At 40.1% G+C, this 18,462-nt stretch carries 28 protein-coding genes; 7 read left to right on the forward strand and 21 right to left on the reverse strand.

Annotated features, from left to right (window positions below; translation table 11 throughout):
* From FC07_RS04575 to FC07_RS04665, 20 genes are all read right to left on the reverse strand, one after another.
* A partial coding sequence (locus FC07_RS04575) for a DUF6731 family protein (RefSeq protein ID WP_338047570.1) occupies positions 1 to 604 on the reverse strand: 604 nt, incomplete at its 3' end.
* A gap of 202 nt (positions 605 to 806) precedes the next feature.
* Positions 807 to 1,325: a DeoR family transcriptional regulator gene (locus FC07_RS04580; RefSeq protein WP_057903950.1), complete on the reverse strand. Its 519-nt coding sequence runs from the start codon at positions 1,323 to 1,325 to the stop codon at positions 807 to 809.
* 11 nt (positions 1,326 to 1,336) lie between these two features.
* Complete coding sequence (locus tag FC07_RS04585; protein WP_057903951.1) at positions 1,337 to 1,687, reverse strand: hypothetical protein; 351 nt, start codon at positions 1,685 to 1,687, stop codon at positions 1,337 to 1,339.
* 168 nt (positions 1,688 to 1,855) lie between these two features.
* Positions 1,856 to 2,176: a VRR-NUC domain-containing protein gene (locus FC07_RS04590; protein WP_057903998.1), complete on the reverse strand. Its 321-nt coding sequence runs from the start codon at positions 2,174 to 2,176 to the stop codon at positions 1,856 to 1,858.
* Position 2,177: 1 nt separating this feature from the next.
* Positions 2,178 to 2,333, reverse strand: coding sequence for a hypothetical protein (locus tag FC07_RS15825; protein ID WP_155797741.1), 156 nt, complete (start codon positions 2,331 to 2,333; stop codon positions 2,178 to 2,180).
* Positions 2,334 to 2,587: 254 nt separating this feature from the next.
* Positions 2,588 to 3,859, reverse strand: coding sequence for a virulence-associated E family protein (locus FC07_RS04595; RefSeq protein ID WP_057903952.1), 1,272 nt, complete (start codon positions 3,857 to 3,859; stop codon positions 2,588 to 2,590).
* Complete coding sequence (locus FC07_RS04600; protein ID WP_057903953.1) at positions 3,849 to 4,664, reverse strand: bifunctional DNA primase/polymerase; 816 nt, start codon at positions 4,662 to 4,664, stop codon at positions 3,849 to 3,851. The genes FC07_RS04595 and FC07_RS04600 overlap by 11 nt, the downstream gene beginning before the upstream one ends.
* Before the next feature lie 65 nt (positions 4,665 to 4,729).
* Positions 4,730 to 5,218, reverse strand: coding sequence for a DUF669 domain-containing protein (locus tag FC07_RS04605; protein WP_057903954.1), 489 nt, complete (start codon positions 5,216 to 5,218; stop codon positions 4,730 to 4,732).
* 2 nt (positions 5,219 to 5,220) lie between these two features.
* Complete coding sequence (locus FC07_RS04610; protein ID WP_057903955.1) at positions 5,221 to 5,937, reverse strand: AAA family ATPase; 717 nt, start codon at positions 5,935 to 5,937, stop codon at positions 5,221 to 5,223.
* On the reverse strand, positions 5,937 to 7,328 hold the full coding sequence (locus FC07_RS04615; protein ID WP_057903956.1) for a DEAD/DEAH box helicase: 1,392 nt from the start codon (positions 7,326 to 7,328) through the stop codon (positions 5,937 to 5,939). The genes FC07_RS04610 and FC07_RS04615 overlap by 1 nt, the downstream gene beginning before the upstream one ends.
* 1 nt (position 7,329) lies before the next feature.
* Positions 7,330 to 8,196, reverse strand: coding sequence for a DUF1351 domain-containing protein (locus FC07_RS04620; protein ID WP_057903957.1), 867 nt, complete (start codon positions 8,194 to 8,196; stop codon positions 7,330 to 7,332).
* A gap of 142 nt (positions 8,197 to 8,338) precedes the next feature.
* Positions 8,339 to 8,899, reverse strand: coding sequence for a hypothetical protein (locus tag FC07_RS04625; RefSeq protein WP_057903958.1), 561 nt, complete (start codon positions 8,897 to 8,899; stop codon positions 8,339 to 8,341).
* Complete coding sequence (locus FC07_RS04630; RefSeq protein WP_057903959.1) at positions 8,896 to 9,153, reverse strand: hypothetical protein; 258 nt, start codon at positions 9,151 to 9,153, stop codon at positions 8,896 to 8,898. The genes FC07_RS04625 and FC07_RS04630 overlap by 4 nt, the downstream gene beginning before the upstream one ends.
* Complete coding sequence (locus tag FC07_RS04635) at positions 9,131 to 9,340, reverse strand: hypothetical protein (RefSeq protein ID WP_057903960.1); 210 nt, start codon at positions 9,338 to 9,340, stop codon at positions 9,131 to 9,133. The genes FC07_RS04630 and FC07_RS04635 overlap by 23 nt, the downstream gene beginning before the upstream one ends.
* Positions 9,324 to 9,662: a hypothetical protein gene (locus tag FC07_RS04640; protein WP_057903961.1), complete on the reverse strand. Its 339-nt coding sequence runs from the start codon at positions 9,660 to 9,662 to the stop codon at positions 9,324 to 9,326. Before FC07_RS04640 ends, FC07_RS04635 begins: the two co-directional genes overlap by 17 nt.
* Complete coding sequence (locus FC07_RS16270) at positions 9,655 to 9,786, reverse strand: hypothetical protein (protein ID WP_268872041.1); 132 nt, start codon at positions 9,784 to 9,786, stop codon at positions 9,655 to 9,657. Before FC07_RS16270 ends, FC07_RS04640 begins: the two co-directional genes overlap by 8 nt.
* Before the next feature lie 31 nt (positions 9,787 to 9,817).
* Positions 9,818 to 10,117 carry a hypothetical protein gene (locus FC07_RS04645; protein ID WP_057903962.1) on the reverse strand — a complete coding sequence of 100 codons (300 nt, stop codon included), beginning with the start codon at positions 10,115 to 10,117 and terminating at the stop codon, positions 9,818 to 9,820.
* 3 nt (positions 10,118 to 10,120) lie between these two features.
* Entirely contained in the window at positions 10,121 to 10,324 is a 204-nt protein-coding gene (locus FC07_RS04650) for a hypothetical protein (RefSeq protein ID WP_057903963.1), read from the reverse strand.
* A 531-nt stretch (positions 10,325 to 10,855) separates the two neighbouring features.
* The gene (locus FC07_RS04660) at positions 10,856 to 11,650 is read right to left on the reverse strand and encodes an ORF6N domain-containing protein (RefSeq protein ID WP_057903965.1); all 795 of its coding nucleotides are present in this window, start codon (positions 11,648 to 11,650) and stop codon (positions 10,856 to 10,858) included.
* Positions 11,651 to 11,668: 18 nt separating this feature from the next.
* On the reverse strand, positions 11,669 to 11,884 hold the full coding sequence (locus FC07_RS04665; protein WP_057903966.1) for a hypothetical protein: 216 nt from the start codon (positions 11,882 to 11,884) through the stop codon (positions 11,669 to 11,671).
* Between the two features lie 262 nt (positions 11,885 to 12,146).
* Here FC07_RS04665 and FC07_RS04670 point away from each other — a divergent pair, with 262 nt between their 5' ends.
* From FC07_RS04670 to FC07_RS04700, 7 genes are all read left to right on the forward strand, one after another.
* On the forward strand, positions 12,147 to 12,455 hold the full coding sequence (locus tag FC07_RS04670; protein WP_057903967.1) for a helix-turn-helix domain-containing protein: 309 nt from the start codon (positions 12,147 to 12,149) through the stop codon (positions 12,453 to 12,455).
* Positions 12,456 to 12,866, forward strand: coding sequence for an ImmA/IrrE family metallo-endopeptidase (locus FC07_RS04675; protein ID WP_057903968.1), 411 nt, complete (start codon positions 12,456 to 12,458; stop codon positions 12,864 to 12,866).
* A gap of 89 nt (positions 12,867 to 12,955) precedes the next feature.
* Complete coding sequence (locus tag FC07_RS04680; protein WP_057903969.1) at positions 12,956 to 13,927, forward strand: hypothetical protein; 972 nt, start codon at positions 12,956 to 12,958, stop codon at positions 13,925 to 13,927.
* 108 nt (positions 13,928 to 14,035) lie between these two features.
* A complete protein-coding gene (locus tag FC07_RS04685) occupies positions 14,036 to 14,707 on the forward strand; it encodes a hypothetical protein (protein ID WP_057903970.1) in 672 nt (223 codons plus the stop codon).
* A 109-nt stretch (positions 14,708 to 14,816) separates the two neighbouring features.
* A complete protein-coding gene (locus FC07_RS04690; protein ID WP_057903971.1) occupies positions 14,817 to 15,563 on the forward strand; it encodes a hypothetical protein in 747 nt (248 codons plus the stop codon).
* 15 nt (positions 15,564 to 15,578) lie between these two features.
* A complete protein-coding gene (locus tag FC07_RS04695) occupies positions 15,579 to 16,292 on the forward strand; it encodes a hypothetical protein (protein ID WP_057903972.1) in 714 nt (237 codons plus the stop codon).
* A gap of 169 nt (positions 16,293 to 16,461) precedes the next feature.
* Entirely contained in the window at positions 16,462 to 17,694 is a 1,233-nt protein-coding gene (locus tag FC07_RS04700; protein ID WP_057903973.1) for a tyrosine-type recombinase/integrase, read from the forward strand.
* Between the two features lie 155 nt (positions 17,695 to 17,849).
* On the opposite strand, the gene FC07_RS04705 is transcribed toward FC07_RS04700, so the two are convergent.
* A complete protein-coding gene (locus FC07_RS04705; protein WP_057903974.1) occupies positions 17,850 to 18,359 on the reverse strand; it encodes an HD domain-containing protein in 510 nt (169 codons plus the stop codon).
* Positions 18,360 to 18,462 lie beyond the last annotated feature (103 nt).

Here is an 18,462-nt window from a genome sequence, read left to right on the forward strand (position 1 = left end):
GCCCATGATACCGGGGTGACACTGTACTTGGAGAACTTATGGTGAATAATTCAGGCTTATTTATCTTTTTTGCATTTAGACCAACTTTAAAAGCATCTTTTCTTAAAATGGGACGAAACTGAATCAGTTCGTAGTCTTTTTCGTCTTTACCAATATTCCAAAAGTAATTGACATAGTCTGCTAATGACGAAACTGACAAGCAAAAAATATTTTTTTGCAACATCAAACAATAATTAGATGAATCGAATAATGCAGATACATCTTCAGCAATGTATTCATTAGCCTTTAAGGAAACATCTGTTAACTCTGGTGTAGAAAGAGTAGCTACTGCGGGCCTGGAACTGTCTCTTAACTTCGTGAAGTGTAATATTGTTACAGGATTTTTGTGCGGACTTTCAGTAAAAATATTATCACATCTAATGATGTCCCCACTATATCTAATATTCCGCTTGTCTAAATTACTTTCACCTTTGATTTCCGAAGCAGGAAGATTTTCACACCAATCGTCAAAATCGAATGGAACTTCTTTTTTATCAGCACCAATTTTCCAGACCTGAAAAAAATCAAAATTAACATTTTTTGGTTGTGTTTTATCATTGCTCATTAAGCAAAACCCCTAACAATTATATTATTCATCTTAAGTAAACATCAAAAGAGACATAACATCAATAAGATATTATGCCCCGCTGAATAAAATAATTTTCTGAAAGGAGTCATCAATATGACTAAAGGTAAAAGTATGTCTACTATCACATTACTATTATATAACACCAATTAGGACATTGTGTTGCCAACTTTTGGACACATCATTTGACCATTTCTTCAATGCTGACGATTCCGAATAAAAACGTTGAAAAATTTTCGATAGACTTTTTTAGATCGCGCCTAATCGTCCGATCCGATGTACTAAAGTAATTGGCCAGTTCTCGAGCAGTCCATTTTCTCGCAGTAATAAAGGTGTGTTCTAAAACAAAATATTGCCGGCGGCCTTCTTCACCACCTTTGTCAGCGCACTTCTTATAGGCTTCCAGCATTAAGTCGGTGTATTCCATCATCTTCTCTGATCTGGCCTTGTAGCCCGTAATGCTACGCAGTTTTAAATCGTCCTCACCGAAGACATCTTTAAGATACATATCAATGTCGGTCTTAATGTCAATTGAGTGGTCTTTTAACACGTCATAATTTTTAAGCAGTAGTCTGGTGTTTTTTAAACGCCAAGTGTTTTCGTGCAAGAATTCTTTATGCCGCTGTTCCCTCGCGGCTTCCGCGCCAGCTTTAGCAGCTAACTTAGTAACTTCTTTAAGCGTTGCTTCGTCTAATGTCATCGATTCACCTCCTAAAATGGCAGTGCCAATTCGTAAATAACTTGATTCTTTTCGGCATCACTTAAAGCTCTATACGCTAGCTTAACGTCCACTGGCATGACATTAACGTGGTTACCACACCACACGAGTGTGCTTAGAATACTCTGGTTATGATCCTCAAGAATGTTAATTAAATAGCGCAGAAATCTGTTTTGATTAGCCGTTAATGGCATCTTGATAATAGCTGCGGTATAGCGTTTGAGATAGTCGCGTTTATCACGTGGCGTTAATGCCGGCGTGTCTGTGGCCTCACCAAGTAATTCACTAGCGTGGTAATAGCCATTAAGCACTTCCTCAAAAATGTTTTGCTTGGTTTCAATCATCTTCTAACACATCCGCGTTTAGTTTAATCATTGCTGTAACGCTGATTACAGCTACCATGTCGCATTCAAAACATGGTTCTGTGAATCGGTCTTCATCTACCAATTTGATAAACGGATCTAATGTGTTTTTTGCCCCGCAATATGGGCAGGTCCATGAGCGAGTGTCCATTATGATGCTCCTTCCACAATTTTTAAGGCTTCTTCCACTGACCTTGCCACCCCATATAAAACTGGATATTTTTGAATGAATGTGGCAAATTGCTTTTGATCATCGCGAAGACGCCCTTTGGCATTTTTGACTTCGATAAAAAACATTTTTCCGTCACTGTGTCGAAACCCGCATAAGTCAGGAAAGCCTTTGGGTAATCCAGTATCAAACCACCCGCCGTTCTCCATTTTTACTTTGCCGACATTGGCCCGGAAAATGGTGCAACCGTATTGTGATACGGCCACTCTAATTTGATTTTGAATAATGTGTTCTGCTGTCATATTAATCACGATAAATAATAAGCGCCATGACGCGACCACCTACGTATTCAACTTTCATGTCAATCAGATCTTCTGGCCTGATTGAGTTTTTTTTAATGAATGTATTGACCTCATCGCCAAAGCCCCAACGATTATTGGCAATTAATTTAACTTTCATATTGTTCTCCTTTAATGGTTTGCAGTAGACACAACTGGTTTACAGCAAAAAAATACGCTGTGTCCTTACTCTCCCAAGGGATCGAACGGAAAATTTACGGTTTGCAGTAAACCCAATACTATAATATATACTATATATATTTAGTCTTTTATATTAAATAAATGTAAACTTTAGGGTTAAAGAAGAAGTAGCCTTACTCTCCCAAGGGATTGAGGGTTTACACTTAAGTGTAAACCAGCTGTAAATCTTTGTAGTTACTGTAACCTTCTACGCCAGCCTCTTTGTGATGTTTTTCCTACTTTTTTGAACCCAGGCCGCCAATCCTCTTGATTATCCATCACATACTTAATCTTTTTAGCGGTAGTTTTGTTTTTGACAAGCTCGCCAGCTCCAATATTATCGCCGATCTGTTTAGAAGTAATAAAGTCAGCTGACCATGTCGCTAACACATGCTCTATTGATTCTTCTGTTGCGTCCACATACATAAATTGGCTACGATGCTCATTAAGCATGTCCTCTTGCTCTTGAGTTAAATCAAAAGTAAAGCCTGCCTTATAAAGATGCATCGCTTCACCGTATAACTGCAAAATATAATCATCGTCTAAATATTCAACTGGATGTTTCTGCTGCTGGTGCTTATTCACTAACAGTGGTAGAAAGCGCCGCTCACCCGTGCGATCTTTGAGGTAGGTTAGTTCATTGGTAGTTCTAGCAATAACAAACGACTTATCTCGACGGATAGTGGTGTGACCGTATGCTGGACGAAAAGCCAGCTTTCTAGCTGAAATAAATTTCTTTAATTCTTCAAAACTTGCGTTGGCGGTAGCAGTCATTTCATCATCATTGATGATAATCGCTCTTAACATGTTGCTATAACTGTCTTTGTCCGAATAATCCAGAAATTGATCTGTATACCAGTCGCCACCTAATTTTTCTAGCAAAGTGGTTTTCCCAGCTCCTTGGCCGCCTACTAAATCCAGTACATAGTCAAATTTTGCATCAGGTTCAAACGCCTTAGTACATAGCCCGACTAGCCATAGTTTAGTGATCAATGTGGTAATTTCCGAGTGTTCAACGCCTAAATAAATCGGCATAAAAGTTTCCAAACGCTCTTGCTTATCCCACTGCTTTTCAGCTTTGTTTAAGTAGTTTTGTACTGGATTGTAACCATAATTTCTGCTAAGCGCTATTACACCATGCTCTAACGCCCTGTCACTGAAGGATACATCCCAAACTGTTTCCAATTCCGACAAAATCAATGATGTATAAGCATCTAGCATTTGCCCTTTTTTGATGTGAAGCTGGGGTATATCACGTACTACCTCGACTTCCCAAGTAAATTCGTTATAAGCAAATGCGCCTTTCAACAGTGGATCATACTCAATAGCTAGCTGAACATTTACCACGCTTGTTGTTTTTGGCTTGTCACCTTGGCCTTTTTTAAAAGGCGGGGTCATAGCAATGATTTTTTTGCGGTCGGCTTCTTGCTGTTCCGCTAACTCACGCATTAAGTTATCATTTACCATTGGCACGCCGCCTTAATTCTTTTTTGACCATGCTGTCAAATGTTCGGTCAAACTCTCGCGTATCAAGTGCTTTAGCCGTGTTATTATTAGCGATTTCAGCCAGTTTCTTAACGACTTGGACATCTATATTGCGATAAAGCAATCCGCCTACAAACGCCGCCAAGGCCATATTACGGCCACCGGTTTCACCGAGGCCATTAACAATCTGCTCAAATAGTTTTGCGGTTCTCGAGTGTTGACCTACTTTTTGATTCCAATTCATTTCTGTCAACGCTTGCGGATCAACTGGACTGTATTTGGTACTTTGCTTTTTGCAAATGCTATTGATTAATGCCTCAGGTGCTTTAACCATTGGCATTTTGTTTTGCCAAGTGTACCCAGTTGATGGTGCGACCAGGACATAGTTATTAGGATTAGCTTTAATGTCCACACCTGGCAGCCAACCAATAACTTGTGTCATATCAATCCCAGCTGGTTTTTCATAAAACAGTTGCTTACCGCCGTGCCCAGTGGTTTGGCATAGTGTATCAACGATGCACCCTGGATTTTTTTGGTTGAAAGTTTCAATTGATTTGAAACCGTCATCGCCGTCTTGATGCTCATCAATATCAACCACAAAAAATTCAATCGTTCTTAAAGCTAAACGCGCATTAGGATGCCTTTTCCATATCTTTTTAATCTGGCTTTCAGTCATAGGTGGCCGATCCGCAAACAAAACGAGAGGACGTTTTTCACCGGCGCTAATTGGTAAAACAGAAAATCCTTTTTTGGCGTATGCGAGTGCATAATTTACGATATTTTGCACGTTCTGTCCTCCTTTCTAATGGGCTTCTCACCCCATTCGAGCGACTAACGCTGTTGTTTACCTGACTAAAACGGCATGTCATCATCCTGAATATCAATTTCTTCTGGCTGTTCTGATGGTTCAAAATCATAATTACGATATGGGTTGCTTGGGTCTTTTTTATTTTTGCTCTCAGTAATGTGGCATAAAATAACTTTGCCACGGCTATCCATAAACGCCTCTTGCAACGTGTCTAAGGCTTCCCAATCATCGTCGGTTAGTTCTAAGCCAACAGCATTTGCAAGGCGTGCAATTGTTTTTACGGCTGTGTCAGCAACATAATCATTGTCAGCATCCGGATTTAAATTGGTCGAATCTGTCCGCCCGGCATATTTGCCATCCATAACGCTCATCTTTACGCGAAAGGCTTCATAACCGCTTTTATAAACCGTGTCTTCAGCCGCTTCTAATACCATGTTGTAATCGCCTGCCGGAATGTTTTCATAACCATTTGATGATTCTTTTGTTGCATCAAAACTACCCATTACTTTTTTAGCGCGATCTCGTAAACTCATAATTATTTATCCCCTTTATCGGTTGTTTTTTGACGTGGAAAAACGCCAGGTACATTTTCTAAAATTCTTAAAATATTAGGGTCCTTTATCTGGTCCCGTTCATATTGCTTTCGTTTGTCTGTTGCAACGCGAGAATATCTGTGTCCAATTCGGCGTGTCTGAATAACTAGGTCACAATTGCCATTTACCATGTTGTACCACTTGGTTTTTAGACTTGGTATCTCAGTAACAACGCCTGCATTATCACTTTTTTCACTGATACGGCTCACGTACACAACATTGAGCGGCAAGGCTTTAAGGTCTAATACAAGGCTTCTTAAAACTTGCTCATGTAATGCGTAGCCTTTGCCATAACCCATTTCAGACAGTGCTTTAACATCATTTTCAAGCAATATAGCTTGCTCAATTAATGCCACCACATCGTCAATAACATCAATGACAACAGTCTGAAAGCCTTTATTAGCAGTGCTTAACTCTAAAATTAATTGATCCAATTCATCAATGACTGACAGTTTTAAACTGCCATCAGCTTTTTGAATGTTTTTCAATTGATAATTTGGGAAGCCTGCTTTTTCGGCATTGTCATCTGTATTAATAAAAAATGGATTAGGAAAATGCTCAGCCAGATATGACTTACCACTCATGGTTGCACCCCAGATAAAAAATGTTCGTGGTGTGTCCATTGGTGGTTTACGCTTATTATCTGGTAATAATCCCACTAGATGATTCCCCTTTCTTTTGCTTGATAGTAAGCCCACCCTGGCTTGTAATGCCTGAGTTTGGCGTAAATTTGAAGTTCATTCATTGTTCTTAAATCATGAAATGATTTTCCACTGAGTTCCGACATCATACTTTGATTTTGAAGCCGGTGGACACGATCTAATCGGCGTTCTGAAACACTTTTTTGACCGATTTTGACTAAATCGCCTTCCACTTGTTTTGGTTCCTCCGGTGCTTCTTTTGGTAAATCTGCACCGCATAAAGGACACTTACCATCTTTTACAGTATTGGTGTAGAAAGTCCCAAAACAGACTTTGCAAGTTTTGATAGCAGGCGCCTTAATTTTGCCTTTTGCCCGTTGCTTATTGGTTCCTTCCTGGTCAAGCGTCCATTCTCGATCATCAGTTGGTAACCCAAAACGTTTCCAGTTCTCAACATGGTCTAAAATGATGGCCGTCTTACCCTTACGTGGATTCATGGCCCGCATCGAAAACTGTAAGTATAGGCTTAACGATTGTGTTGGCCTCAGTTGAATTACACAATCAACATTAGGCAAATCAAGGCCCTCAGTGAATAACTCAACGTTTGTTAAAACTGTAATATCACCGTTTTTAAAACGCTGTACGGCCCTGCTTCTTTCATCTTTTGGTGTTGTACCATCAACTTCTAAAGCGGATATGCCAGACTTGTTAAATTCAGCTGCTAATCGTTTAGCGGACTGTACTGAGTGACAATAAGCAATTGCCTTCAGACCATCAGCATGCAATTTATATTGATCTACTGCATTTCCAAAAACTCGCTTGCTCAAGGCATTGTCAATTGATGCGTCAGTATACTCGCCCCGTTGTCGTTTCAACAGTTTAGTATTAATATCCGGTGGCGCAAAATATTCCATATGGGCTAAAAATCCCATTTCAATCAGATCACTAACTTGTAAGCCAGGGATTAAATCGTCCGCCACTTCGGCCATGCCTTGCCCGCTTAATCGGTAAGGTGTAGCTGTAAACATCAGTACTATCGCTTTCGGATAGGCCGTAACAATCCGCTTATAGCTTGCTGCAATCGCGTGGTGCGCCTCATCAATAATAATGACTTGCGGATTTTTTAAGTCTTTAACGTGGCGTGTCATGGTTTGCACCATACCTACCCGGCAGTAATCCATATCAACGCCCCAGCTCACAAACGTTTTTTGAGTTTGCTTAGTTAACTCTTGCCGATGGACAATTGTCAAAACTCGATTGTGCTTAGCTGTCGCTCGCTTTGCAATTTCGGCCATTATGACCGTTTTACCTGTGCGAGGTGGTTGCTGTATAACAATGGCATGATGACCTTTAGCAATGGATTGGTAGACGTTGGTTAATGTCTGATGTTGATACGATCTAAGCGGCATACTATGCGCCAACTCTCATATACTTAATACCATTACTATCCATAAAACTTTTTAGTAAGTTCATTTGTGGAATCGTAGCCACAATTTTCAGTGTCACCGACTTAGAAACCACCTCACCGGTGTTGGTGTCCACAATGGCATTGCCTTTTGATTCTTGGTGTAGCGCTTCTTCAGCAGCTTTTGCCTCTTGTTCACGTTTACGGGCCGTTTGTTGTTCGACCTCGTTGTCAATGGCCTTCATAAGATACTCAACATCTTGGCCTTGTTTCAGTTGGTCAACCCAACCAGCCGGTTCGACTTTTTGGACCTTCGCATATTTTTCAATGGTCAAAATATCTGTGTCCAATTTGTCGCGCTTCGCTTTGATCAATTTCATAGCAGCAGCCACACCTTCAGTGACCGCCTTTTTTGAAGTGGATTTGTTTAGCCATTTCGAGTCAATCTCAATGTCATCAGGCGACACTTCATAATTTGGCGCCATCTCGATAATCAATTCTTCAACATGCTTTTGTCGCCGCTCACGTTGGTGCACAGTTAGCTCTTTTAAAGCCGTATCAAGTGGGTTGATACTTTCGGCTAGGGTTGCTTGCAGTGCTTTAATGTCGTTAGCAAACGCGTCATATGGCTCGTTATACTGCTTTTTGATTTCTTTGCGCCGGTCATCTAAGGCATTGGATAATTTATTGAGCTTAGCCCGAATGTCCTTAGCTTCGCTTTCAGTGTCATCGGTTACCACAATGTCAGAATATCGATGTGAATAGGCTTGTACGGCCCGTTCTAGGTTTTCATAATCATGAATTTCTATTTTAGTTGGTGTGTACTCGACTGAAAATTCGGGTACTTCCAACGGTTGAATTGCGTTAGTCATTTGCTGACTCCTTTCGATTTGTAGCTTTGTCCGCCGCGAGTAGCCGGTCAATGTCGTCTTCGGTCACTACTGGTTGTATTCCACATTGCCATACAAGTAGACCCATTGGCTCAGGCCTGTGTGGTAGCGGCGTAGATAGTAGCTAGACATCCCGGACACGCTCCTTTAACGTCTTTTCTCGTAATAGCTTTTTATTGCGTTCCCATGCCCGCATACCCTCAGCCAGCGCCTGCCGGACTTCAACATGATTGTCCCTTGCAAAAATCAGTGATGCAGGGTGTACATTCAGCTCAGCGCCGATTTTGTTCAGCGAATAGCCTTTACTGGCTAGCTGCTTGATCAAGCTGAGGTTCGGTAAGATGACAGCGCGATAGCTGTTCCTTCTGGTGCGTAGCACACCATGCTTTTTCAAAATCGTACTGATTCGAGGCGTTGACGTATGCAGGATTACGGCGGTGTCGGTTAGGTTGTGCGTCTTATAGATTTCTAAGACCTCTTCATCGACTAGCACTGTGCGCTTGCGCCGTTTCCGCTGCTTGTCCGTCTCATGGGTTTTAGCTTTGATAGCCATGTCGGGATATAATGTTTTTCGCAGTCGGTACAGCTCAACCTCACTGACACCGCCTTTTTCGGCTAAAGACATCCCATAGTGCATTTCTAGGGCGACTAAAAAGTCCATGCCCTCTTTAGTTGCTTTGCTCATAACCGCACTCCTGTGGTACCATATTGGTGAATAATGATTTTGTTTTGGTCGCTAGGTGTGCCGGCACTTAGCGGCTTTTTTGGTGGTCCATAAAGCAAACGTAGTCGCTTTAGTTCGCTATCCACATGCTTGATAGCTGGTAGCACATCAGCTGTGTGTTTATGGGCGATACGGTCAAAAGTCCAGGCGTTGCGTTGTTTAAAAAGTAAGATCATACGGCGCTCGATTTGGTCAGTTGGTAGTAGTGTCTTCATCGGTCTCACCTCCTTTCAACGGTTTTGATTCACTCAAAATTAAATTGATGATATGCGTGTAGGCCTCAGCTTTACCCTGCCGGATATATTCCCGATTTGCCGACATCGACTTGTGATCAGACGTGATAGCTTCTTGTTCGGTTAGTAGTTGGCGGGCCAACTTAACTCCATCAATTGCTAGTGTCATTTTCCTCACCTCCTTTCAAGTTTTTAAGGGTCTTGATAGCCTCTTTCCAGGCTTTAGCACGCCCGGCCATCTCATCTTTGCACCAGCCGCCCCGTGCCCAGTTTTCAAGATTCTCAAGTTGGAATTCGAGCATATCGAGTGTTTCTTTATACTCAATTTCGACTTGCCTTTTTGCCAGTACGCATAAAATAACCGTTTGACACTCAATCGTTTCACCCTCAGACTCCGCACCTAAAACGGTACAGGTGTCGATAAGGCGAATAGCTTCCTGTTGCTGGTCTAGAATTGCTTTAATAAAGGTAAAAGTTCCGATTTTAGTCATGCGTTTCACCTCCTTTCTTATTAAAGAATTCCTCTCTAACCTCTCTGACAAATTCTTTAAAAAGTTCCCAGCCGATAATGACCAGGCCTGCTTTAAACGACCATAGTAAAATGGTTGCTACCATAAATATCCATCCTTTCACGCCCCGCCAGAGACTAACTGTGATAGATTTGATTTTCTGAGATCCATTTAAGGACCGCCCGACGACTAAAACGCGGCTTGCCTTCGCCCGGCATAATCGGAAAGCCCGGCAGGTACATGTACCGGTCAACAACGCCAGGGTCAGAAAGGCCGAAAACCTCTTTGGCTAGCTCGCGCTTGTTGAGCACATCCACTTTGGTTTGCTGCTGCTTAAGCTCTTGCTGGACAATGCCCTTAACGGACTTCAGCAGCGGCTTAGCGATGATTTCAGCCAGGACACGCATTGAGCTAGCGCCTAATTTGATTTCGTCCATAGATCACACCTCCTTTCCGTGGTCCTCAATTTCAGCATTCTCAATGCCGTATTCGATAAATTTATTGATGATTGCCGTAACGGTCTGACCCGTCTCGGCTTTGATGTCCATGAGGTACTGGTAATTTTGAGCATCAATGCTGATTAACCGTGATACACGTGCCTCGCGCGGCTGTTGCTTCTCAATTACTAAGCGCGGCTTTGCCATTGGTATCGCTTCCTTTCTGATATACTTGAGCTATCTCAACTAAAGGTGGTGAAAGATATTGACTAAATTCAAATTTAACGACAAGGGTATGGACGATTTCATGAAAAAGGTCCAAAAAGAAGTAAAAGAGACAGCCCTAAATGCTTCTTATGACTATACTTGTCCGAATTGTGGTACTACATTCAAGGCGAAAGTCGGCGAAAACATTTGTCCTTCTTGTAGTACAAAAATCGATCTAGAACCAGATTCATCTTGGGATAAGCTCTAACATTCGAGAAAGCCAGCTTACTTTTATGAGTTGGCTTTTTCTTGTAAATCAAGTAACAGTTGTAATTTTTGGATTGCTTCATCAAGTTCTGAAGTATCAACACTTACACGGACTGTGATACTAGGTTCTTCCATCAGAATCCCTCCTCTCTAGTCATTGCGCATTTTAAAAAGCAAAGCTAGCGTTAATAGATTGACCAGTAAAACCAATCCACATAAAATTACTGTTGCCAATGTGGTCACCTCCTAACTTGTTTTGCTCATCTAAGACACCGCCTTTTGAATCGCCTGGTAGCCTTTTTCAAAGTAAAGCCATTGAGGTACTTCCTTATCGCTGTGCTGCGACTTGCTATTTGACCAACGACCAAATTCGTTTTGACCTGGTTGTTCAGTTTTTAGTCCTAAGCTATTAGCAATTCGGCCAACCTTATTAGCGGTAATACCTAACTTACTGCCAATTTCAGTAGCCGAATATTCTTTTTGCTTCATGACTGGAATAGTCATCTCACCAGTTAATTCTTTAGCGGCCGATGCTAGTAGCGTTTGGCTTGATGTCTCAGATTCGGTGGCCATAGCGATTTTGTAAAGCAAATTGGCCTTACGAGTAGCTGCATTCTTTTCCATAATTTCAAGCCGCTTGCCTGCAACTAATGCTGGCTGATTCTCACGGATTGCCTGGCGTTGATTGAAATAGTTATCAACCAACTGGTCATAAACTTCCCACGCTTTATCATCTTCAAGAATCTTTAAGAGTTTGGAATAGCCACGTTCAGATAAGATATAGACGTGTTCCGTTCGGTTACTACCGATTAATCCATTTTGCTCAGCAAATTCTCTAAGTTCATCAGAAGAACTTAGAAGATCAATTACATCAACACCATCTTTAAATCGACGACGATTCTGATTAATCAGTTTGTTGATGTATCGAACATCCTTGCTATGGATTTGAGCAATATCCTTAGCTGTCATCGCTTTTTTGTCTTCACCAAATCCGCCTTCAATACCGGTGAATTCAATTTGGCCGATTTTTTCACGGCCTATCACTTTAAGATTGTTCATATATGGTTCCTCCTCTTTCTATAAGCCGTACTTTTCATAGAGATATTCGTAAATCTCTGTGACTAACGTTTCGGCACCTTTGGTAGTCATTCGCTTATTGAGTGATAAATTAACGAATGTTGCTGATTTGCCGAAACGCTTGGCTAAACTGCCTTGTGTTTCAAAAGATCTATGATTCGCTAACCAGCCCTTAATGGCTTCGGCCTTGTTATTTGTTTCTGTGTGGACAAACATAATTTCGTCTCCTTTCTTGTTTATATTTATTAAGAAAAATATTGCTTAATTGTATTCAATGGTATACAATTATTACATAGTTAAATAAGCAAACAATTTCTTATCTATCGCCCGCCAAGTTGATTTATAAGTGATTTTTATTTGCTCTATTTCTTAATAACTTTTCTTAACAAAGATAATTGTATTCCATTGAATACTAAATATCAACTATTTTATTCTATTAAATACAATTTCTTTTTAAGTATCTATGGAGATGCCTATTATGACAACATTTGACCGCATAAATGAATTAGCAAAAAAACAGGGATTGAGTCTGCGATCACTTGCTCAAAAATCCGGATTAGGTGAAACTACAATTTATGGGTGGAAAAATAGAACGCCAGATTCATCTAAACTTGAATCAGTTGCTAAAACATTGAACGTCACGGTCGATTATCTTTTGGGTAATAAGGAGAACGACAATCCTAAACAAGTCGATATTGAGGACAAGCACGTAATCATGACTTATCAGGGCAGACCCATTCCTGAAGAGGACATGGAAATTATTAAACGATTGCTGCGGGGTAAGTAGATGGATGATGTTATAACCTATCTTTTAAATTTAGCATTTGAAAATAAAATTGCCTATGAATTAACAAGTGAATTAAGCCCATATACACCTTCACTTGCTGATTCCGAATCTCGAAAAGTAATCATCAATTTAAATTGGCATAACAAAAAAGAGCTACCTTTTCAGATAGCTCATGAAATCAGCCATTTATTAAACGGCGACGAGGGAATATCGTATTACAGTAGCTTCAGTAATAAATCGAAATATGAATGCGGTGCTAACGTTACCGCAATTGATTTACTCATAAAATATTATGAAGACAATTTTATTTTCAATGAAATAAATCCAGTGCAATTCATGGAATGTTTTGGTATTCCCATAAATTTAGAATATCAAGTTACAGATTGTATTAACGAAACATTCGGCATATAAAAAAGCCCCTCATTCGCCGGTAACGAATAAGAGGCTGACTCCATATGTGAAGTTTACAAAAATATCTTATCACATTTGGAGGACGTATTATGGATTGGGAGTATTTATTATCATGGACTTTTTTCTTAGGGTCATTAGTGCTTATAGCTTGTGTCATAATTGCAGTTATTATTAAAGTTCGAAAGAAAAATAGCAAACCGTGGTGGATTGCTTGCGCTATCCTTTTTGGTATTAGTGCTGTGTCACTAGTCGTGGGTATGTCTATGGAATATCGTAAGGAACGTCGCGAGGCACAAAATTTCGTTAAAGTGAATGATACAGTTATCAAGCCTCTCAAAAATAGCACTTACAAAATCAACGTCAAAACTAAAACTAACGCCATTGTAACGATTAAAGACTCAGATGGTACCAATCGAATGGACAAACAAAAAGCAGTTGATGGCAAAGTACAGATCACCGGTCCTTTCATAGATGATCACATGACCATCGTTTCTAACTACAATGGCTCTATCGCTAAAGTAGGCGTAAGTTTCACTAAAACAAAAGCTCAACGCGAAGCTGATTCTGAAAGTAAGGCTAAAGAAAAGTCAGAAAGCTTAGCAGAATCTCGATCTGAAAGTGCAGCTGATTCCGAATCTGTTAGTCAAGAAAAAGCAGAGAGTAAGGCTTCAGAAAGTAAAGCCAAAGCTGAAGAAGCAAAAAAATATGATCCTAGTAATTATCAATCTGCATCATACGATCAACTGGCTCGTAACCCTGACGATTTCGAAAATAAAAAAGTACAATTTAGTGGTCAAGTCATGCAGGTTCAAAATGACACTAGCGTCACCACCCTACTTGTTATGGAAAACGATGATTCCGACTCACTCATAATGGTATACGTTGATGACGATGATATGCCATCACATGGAAAGATTCTCGAAGATGATGAAGTTACCATCTACGGAACTGGTAGTGGTACACAAAAATATGAAACCACGATGGGCAATGACAATGAGGTTCCTTTAATCATGACAGATAGAACTGTTACAGATAACGGCAAATCATCTAATGCCTATTAATCAAACCAAATAAAAATAGCCCCATCCCACTGCAATGAGATAGAGCCAATACCTAAGCATGTAAACCTTCACAAAAATATTTTACCATACTTGGAGGACGTATTTATTATGAAAAAAGGATTAATGATTGGTGCAACTTTACTCATGGGATTATCGCTGGCTGCATGTGGTAATTCGAAAGTTGATAATGGTGACGGTGCAAGTAGTTCTTCTGCTGTATCAAAAAATAAAGCTTCTTCCAGCAAAGAGGTTACCAATGGCTCACCTGAAAAAGTTGGGCAATGGAAATACTTTGAAGACTTTGATGCAAACGGAACGTTGGAAAAGGTTAACACCTTTAATAAAGAAGTTAAGCAAGGCGACGTAACTGTCACAATAAAAAATGTAAAAGTTTATAGCATGAAACCAAAAAATGATAATGCTAAGAAAATTGCTTCTGAATATTTCAATGCATCTGGCGTTAACAACCCCTATTATGTCGTTCAAGTAAATTGGTCTGCTAAAAATGCGGGCTCTGAAGAATTGCAAACTAATGGGCTTGAAAATATTGTCACCAATAAAGGACAACAAATTGATACTGGCTCTGGCTTACAGGACGCTGGTACAGGCGCAACTGTTGCTTCCGGTGCTTCCTCAGAATTTGAAGCAAATGGCTTAATTAAGGGTGCAACGGCAAAAGATATCAATAAGTTAACCCTTAAGTTTGGAAGTATCTGTACTACTTCAGACTATACAGATGTTTCCCCAGAAGTCACAGGTATTGAACTTGATTTGAAATAATTAACGGAAAATAAATCCGTTAACTAAAAAGCCCCACTCCGCTGCCACGGAATGAGGGCCAAGCCAAATATGGTTTTGCAAATATATTTTATCATATTTGGAGGGTACTATGAAAAAGCTGTTAGATAACGTTTCTATAGCTCCTATTGAATCTGATTTTTCTGACATAATTTCAAAACTACGCGCGGCTGATGAGTTTCCTATTCAGTTTAGCGGACTAAACGATCAGGCTATTCTTGAAAAGTACAATCACGGTGAAACATTTCATGAAATTTCAGAAGTGCTTCGACCTGTGGAAATCAAGCAAATAGGTTCAGAATTATTAGTAAGCTATTTTTCAAACCTTGCTAATAAAACAATCAACCTTGGGCGTATTGAGTCAAAAAATACTGAGTATGTCAACGAGGCCAGCTACAAAAGTGAATGTCCTGAATACGCTGTTGTAATCACTGGGGGCAAGAAAAAATATGTTGGAATCATTGATCATGTTGAAAAGGTTTTGACTGATGCTGAAGATTATAAAATGAAACTGGTCGTCTTTGATAGTAGTGTTAAAGGTCGTGAAAACACTAGTCTCCGTTCAAGTTTGGGGCTTGAGCTAAGACATCAAGGTAGAAAAATTGTATGTCCCTACTGCAATAATATTTTGAAAGGCGAACGCTACTGTCGTTATTGTAATAACGGTCCCATCAAGTATCCTGGTGAGAAAGATAACTTAGACCGCCTTCAAAACGTTGCAGATGGCCTGGTAAAAAGTGGCGAAGCAATGAGTAAAACTGGCCATTCTATGACTATGGGCTGCACTATCCCAATATTACTCATAATAATAATCGCAATCCTTATAGGCATCCTGTAAAATACGGAGGCATAAATGACATCATATATGAATGGTTCGATAATTAATATCGACGCTGAACTTGCAGAACTGCGAAAGATCTCCATTCCAGATATGCAGGCCATACAAAAATATCTATCCGAAATGGATGGCATTCCCAAAATGATTGCTGATATGCAATCCCTTGCAAAGGGTAGCCTAGTAAACGACAAACAGTTGGTTAAGCTAGTTGATTCTTCGAATGCATCAGTCGCTAAATCACTAAAATCGTTAACTGAAACCATGATGACATCCGATGGAATAGCTAAACAAATTCAAGAAGCTCTTCAACAAATGGACTCTGTTTCACATTCTTGGCCCTTTTATTTTAACAAAGCTGTTGAAGAAGTTCCCATTACTAATAACGATTCTAAGAAAACTATAGGACCAGTCACTTACGCAGAATTTGTTGGATCAGAAACCTTAATAACAGAAATTGAGTATAATGAAATTTTCCAAAAAATAGCTGATCAAGATGTGAATGTACTGGCCTCATACGAAGTAGATTCTTACGAAGATTACACCGGATTTATTAGCTTTAGTCAAAAAACTATTGAACTAATACATACGTTGTACGACCATTGGGTGATACTTTATGCCTTCTTGCTACAATTTAAAACTGCGGTTGAATTTGTTTTATTTTTTAGGCTTTTTGGTCAAGACTTAATCAACAGTATTGTCCATTTATGCCACTTGATTTATCTCAAATAAAAAAGACGCATCCCCTCCCGCCAAGAAGTTGGCTGCGTCACCCATGAAATCAACCACTGAGGTGGTCTCTTTTCTACACTCTATTTTACCTGAAAGAAGGTGTTGCTGCAATCCCATGAACCTTTCACGCCCCGCCAGGCTGTTTCAAAATTGAAAGGATAAAAATATCATGGCTAAAATCACATATACAAAAACGAAAAAAGAAAGTGTCTACTCATACGAAACGGGCGCGGGTAAGAAGCTTTATCGCGTGCGCTTTAAAAAGTTGATGATCAACGGGAAATATAAGCAGATTACCAAAAATAGTTTTAAGACTATTGCCGAGGCTGTGGCTTATCGCGATAAGGCGTCTAAAGAGGCAGATAAGGCCTTGACTGGTAATTCTGACATAACTGTAGGCGAATACTATAAACAGTACAGAGAGCGCAAAATAAAGGCTAATGAGTGGTCTGCCGACACACAACGTGGAACACAATATTATTTTGATTACCTTGTTTTGCCTCACTATGCAAAAACAAAGATAAAAGCACTCAATCGTGCCGAGTATCAGACCTATATCAACTACTTACTTTATGACCGCGAAGACCCACTACGCCCTGGTAAGACAAAGCCTTTGTGTAATGCCACAGTTAAAGTCTTTAACAAGGTTTTCCAGGCCTTTGTCAAAAGTGCGATTGCTGATGAACTTATCGACCACAACCGATTAATAAAAATCGCAATCAACAAAGATGAACCACGGGTTAAACGTGATCTAACAATGGACGAACTGGAACGGGCCTTAACCGATTTAAAGCAGCATAGCACCACTATGAGCTTCATCATGTGTTACTTGCCTATCTTAGGGATGCGGCGTGGCGAAGTAATTGGTCTTCGCTATGGCGATATAACGCCAAGCGGCCCAGGGCTGTTAGCTAAAGTACATCGTGCACGAACAACATCAAAGCCCGATGGCACAAACGTTAAAACCGAATCCTCTTATCGAACAATCTATATAGATGGCGAACCGGCCAAACAGTTGAAAATCGCAGTAAAAGAATTCTTACGCATCAAAAAAATGCATAAGGCTATCCCACACCAAAAAGATTTTATTTTTATCTCTGAGCGTACTGGCAAGCCATATCATCCCAACACCATGACAGTTATGTATAATCGTTGTGGTAAGCGAATTGGAGTTTGGCCCTTACATCCCCACATGATGCGGCACACCTTTGCAACTCAATCCGCCATGGCATCAATTGACAGTGAACTTGTATCCCAATACATGGGCCACAAGAATCTACGTATGACTAATGCTTATAAGGAACCAACGTTAGAAGGTAAAGCACGGGTTGCCTCTGTCATGAGCAAACAATTTGAAGCCGTCAATCGTACTGTGGAGAATTTAGGTGTAAACGAGGTGTAAACTTCGTAAAAACGGCATACAAAAAGCCCATGCCACGGGCTTTTTAGGGCTAGTTATAAATACTAAAAGTAAGTAAAACAAGCATTCAGATTTTTAAAGATACTTCACAAGTTTACAACAAAATAAAAAAAGTTGCAGACAAAGCTACAACTTTTTTATTTTGCCATTAATAAGGCAACGCGAGCTTTCATAGAACGCCCCATTTTACGTGTTTCTGGAATCACGAATTCGTCCATGGCACAATAATCATCCACCAGTGAAACGATCCAGCTTTCCAAGTACCGTGGCGGTGCTAATGTCGCACCCCACATGTGTTTAATAATAATATCTTGTTCTTTTTTAGTCAGTGTTGTAAGTTTCTCAGCATTCCGTAACGCGACGCGGGGATGGACATAAGCGTGCGTTCCTAAATTAAACTTCGTGACCCGCCAGTCATAATAAAATAGGTCGTGTAACAAACCACCGCGTGCAGTCGCCCGTGTGTCTAAATGTAATTGCTTGGCAATTAAATAACTCCGATAAGAGACGTGCAAGGAGTGTTCTAACCGATTGGAGAAGTGGTGTTGCGGATAATCTGCCAAACGTTGAACGTCATCAGTTGCGAGTAAATCGTCTACCAATGCCACATAATCTGTGTCAGCTTGCCAATTCAAAGTTTTCGTCATTCAAAGGCTGCCTTTCTTTTAAGTCTTTCATTGTGATTGTTTAATTGTCATTAGCATACCGCGTTTAATGGAAAATAACGAGCCTTTTGATTGATTCATTATA

It is taken from the genome of Loigolactobacillus bifermentans DSM 20003, from assembly GCF_001434575.1.
Classification (GTDB): domain Bacteria; phylum Bacillota; class Bacilli; order Lactobacillales; family Lactobacillaceae; genus Loigolactobacillus; species Loigolactobacillus bifermentans.